Origin of the sequence: Sphingomonas sp. (genome assembly GCF_040398505.1) — a bacterium.
Classification (GTDB): domain Bacteria; phylum Pseudomonadota; class Alphaproteobacteria; order Sphingomonadales; family Sphingomonadaceae; genus Sphingomonas.
On the sequence record NZ_JBBATX010000111.1, the window covers coordinates 1 to 3,603 of the forward strand.

The 3,603-nt window shown below is 67.6% G+C and carries 4 protein-coding genes; 2 read left to right on the forward strand and 2 right to left on the reverse strand.

Going from position 1 to position 3,603, the window contains the following annotated elements; translation table 11 throughout:
• Positions 1-35: 35 nt before the first annotated feature.
• The gene (locus ABWP09_RS12115) at positions 36-1,355 is read left to right on the forward strand and encodes a M28 family metallopeptidase (RefSeq protein WP_353205393.1); all 1,320 of its coding nucleotides are present in this window, start codon (positions 36-38) and stop codon (positions 1,353-1,355) included.
• 224 nt (positions 1,356-1,579) lie between these two features.
• Here ABWP09_RS12115 and ABWP09_RS12120 read toward each other — a convergent pair whose 3' ends face one another.
• A complete protein-coding gene (locus tag ABWP09_RS12120) occupies positions 1,580-2,521 on the reverse strand; it encodes an RcnB family protein (protein WP_353205386.1) in 942 nt (313 codons plus the stop codon).
• 112 nt (positions 2,522-2,633) lie between these two features.
• Entirely contained in the window at positions 2,634-3,119 is a 486-nt protein-coding gene (msrC, locus tag ABWP09_RS12125; protein WP_353205387.1) for a free L-methionine (R)-S-oxide reductase MsrC, read from the reverse strand.
• 63 nt (positions 3,120-3,182) lie between these two features.
• Here msrC and arfB point away from each other — a divergent pair.
• Positions 3,183-3,603, forward strand: a 421-nt coding sequence (arfB, locus tag ABWP09_RS12130; protein WP_353205388.1) for an alternative ribosome rescue aminoacyl-tRNA hydrolase ArfB, incomplete at its 3' end; no start/stop codon positions are given.

Sequence of the window (3,603 nt, forward strand, 5' to 3'; positions counted from 1 at the left end):
TTGAACCCCCGCCCCTTCCCCGCCACGATACCGCGATGCGCACCCTCCCCCCGCTCGCCCTCGCTCTTGCGATCGTCGCCACCCCCGCTTTCGCCAAGGACGCGCCCAAACCCGCGCCCGACGCCACACGCCTGAAAACAACCGTCGAGAAGCTCGTCAGCTTCGGCACGCGCCACACGCTCTCCTCGCCCGATCACCCGACGCGCGGGATCGGGGCGGCGCGCGGTTGGGTCGGGGGTGAGCTGACGCGCATCGCCGACGCGTGCGACGGCTGCATCACCGTCGCCAATATCGCGCGGACCTTCACCAACGCGCGCGCGCCGGAGGGGGTCAACGTCGTGGATGTGCTCGGCTTCCAGCAGGGGCTCGACCCCAAGCGCGTGATCATCGTCGGCGCGCATATCGACAGCCGGATCAGCGACGGCATGGATTTCACGCACGATGCGCCCGGCGCGAATGACGATGGCTCGGGCGTCGCGCTCGTGCTCGAAGCCGCGCGCATCCTGTCGAAGGAGAAGTTCCGCGCGACGATCGTCTACGCGATCTTCTCGGGCGAGGAGCAGGGGCTGTTCGGCGGCACGTTGCTGGCCGAAACCGCGAAGCAGCGTGGCTGGACGATCTCGGCGATGCTCAACAACGATATCGTCGGCAACACAATGGGGCAGAATGGCGTGCGCGTCGCTGACCGCGTCCGCGTCTTTTCGGAAGGGATTCGCGAGAGCGAGGCGCTACCGGCGCAAATCGCGCGGCGCGGCAATGGCGGCGAGGATGACGGCCCAAGCCGCGCGCTCGCCAAGACGATCGACGGCGTCGCGGCGGGCCTTTCCGGCGGGCTCGACGTGTTCGTCGATCGCCGCCCCGATCGCTTCGGACGCGGCGGCGATCACGAACCGTTCCTGAAACTGGGCTATCCGGCGGTGCGCTTCTCGGTCGGCGCGGAGAATTGGACGCAGCAGCACCAGGATGTCCGCGTCGAGAATGGCATCGCGTACGGCGACACCGTCGACAAGATGGACTTCGCCTATCTGGCGAAGGTCACCGCGATCAACGTCGCGACAATCCGCCGCCTCGCCACCGCGCCTGCCGCGCCCGATGGCGTAACGATCGCGGGCGCCCTCAGTTTCGACACCACGGTCAAGTGGCAGCCGGTCGAGGGGGCCACCGCCTACCGCATCCACTGGCGCCGCACCGATACGGCCGACTGGCAGAAATCGACCGATGTCGCCGCGACTGCGACGAGCAGCGTGTTGAAGGACATCAGCGTCGACGATCATTTCGTCGGCGTCGGCGCGGTCGCGGCGGACGGGTCGGAGAGCGTGGTCACCTTCGCGGGGCCGGAACCGCGCGGGGGTTAGGCTAGCGCCCCCCCTCACCGTTCGGCCCTGAGCCTGTCGAAGGACACGTAACCGCGAGCGCCGCGCCCGTTTAGGGCAGTGCTTCGACAAGCTCAGCACGAACGGTTGGAGGTGCCGCCCCCACCCGTTCGCCCTGAGCCGGTCGAGGGGCACCTAACCACAAGCGCTACGCCCGTTGCGAAGTGTGCTTCGACAGGCTCAGCACGAACGGTAGAGGGCGGTGGTCAGCTCCCCATCACCGGGGTCTCGACCGGCGCCGCGCGACGGCAGACGCAGCGTGCCGGGCGGTGCACCTTCTTCTTCGCGCGATAGACGCGGCGCGGCGCGACATAGCGCGTACGGGTTTCCTCGATATATTCGGTCGTCGTCGTTGTGACGCTTGGCGCGCCCATGATCGTCACCACCGTCGTCGTCGCGCCGGGATAATCATAGCCGCCGCTGGCATAACCGCCCGCATGATAGCCGTTGCTGGTCGAATAGGTCGTCACGCTGCCATTCTGCACGACGGGCGGGAGCGTCTGGTAACTGTACCCCTGCCCGCCGGCGCCGCCTTGGGCGTAAGCCTGCCCATAGCCGTAATCGACCGAGGAATAGCCGCCCTCGGCATCGCTACCGTCGTTATAGCCATAGCCACCGTCCCAATCGACGCCATAAACCGAATCGCGCACGCGGCCACGACTGTCGACCAGCACGGCGTCGTCATAGTAACGCTGCCAGCCATAGCCCGCCGGCGGGGCATAGAGGCCGTACCCGCCGAAATCGCCGATGAAGAAATTGGGGGAAACCCAATAGCTCGGCAAACGATAGCCGCGCGACGGGCGACGATAGGCGTTCCAGCCGCCCGGCGCATTCATTCCGCCCGACCACTGCCCGTGATACGATCCGCCCCAGCGCGATCCGCCGCCATTGTGCATCGGGCGCGGGCCTGGATTGGGGCGCTGCGGGTTCATCTGGCCGGGATAGGGCCGCGGCATCGTGTTGACCGGCGGCGGCGGCGGCAGATTGACCGGCACGCTCCCCCCCGGCTGCTGCATCGCGGGCACGGCCCCCGGCACCGGATAGGATGCGCCGGGATAGGACCTGCCACCCCCGAGTCGCTGCGCATCGGCCGCGCTGGCACCAAAGACGGTAACCATCGTGAGGACGGAAAGGGCTAGGGTTCGCATGGTAAACACTCCGGACGCGGTGCCGTGCGCGGGTGCGCGGCGCCAGATCATTAACGGCTAAGGTACCATTTTCCCCGGTTTTACTCTAGGTTAACGAGTGTCCCGAAACGGATCAGCCCGCCAGGCGTGGCGCGAGCAGCGCGACCAGCGCCTCGCACCCGGCGGCGTCGGCGGCGTCGAAACGCGCGGGTGTCGGGCTGTCGAGATCGAGCACGCCGATCAACCGTCCCTCGTGCACGATCGGCACGACCAGCTCCGACCGGCTCGCCGCATCGCACGCGATATGGCCGGGAAAGGCGTGAACGTCCTCAACCCGCTGCGTCTCGCGCGTCGCCGCCGCCGCACCGCACACCCCGTCGCCGAACGCGATCCGGATGCAGGCTGGCTTGCCGAGGAACGGCCCGACCACGAGGTCGCCGCCGACATTGCGGTAAAATCCCGCCCAGTTGAGATCGGGGAGATATTGCCAGATCAGCGCTGCGGCATTCGCCATATTGGCGATGGCATCGCTTTCGCCGTCGGTCAGCGCACCGAGCGCCGAATGGAGGTCGCGGTAGAGCTCGGCCTTCGAGCCTTGGTCGATCGTGAAGTCGTACATGGCGCTTGTCCTATCCGCTCCGGCCCCCTCGCGAAAGCCGGTGGCTTGATTTATGGGCGGGCGATGGCCGCGATCCCCGTTACCCGCACGATCAGCATCGACAGCGACGAGCTGGAGGAATCGTTCACGCGCGCCGGCGGCCCCGGCGGGCAGCATGTCAACACCACCGACAGCGCGGTGTTGCTGCGCTTCGATGTGGGGAACTCGCCGTCGCTGCCGCTGGCGGTGAAAAACCGGCTCGCGGTGCTGGCCGGGTCACGCCTGACGCGCGACGGTGTGCTGGTGTTGCGCAGCGAAGGCGCGCGCTCGCAATTGCTCAACCGGCAGGACGTGCGCGACCGGCTGATCGAACTGATCCGCGAGGCGACTGTGGTTCCCAAGCGCCGCCGCCCGACCAAGCCGAGCAAGGCGGCCAAGGCGAAACGGCTCGATGGCAAGACCAAGCGATCGACGGTCAAATCGCTCAGGGGGCGGGTGACGGATT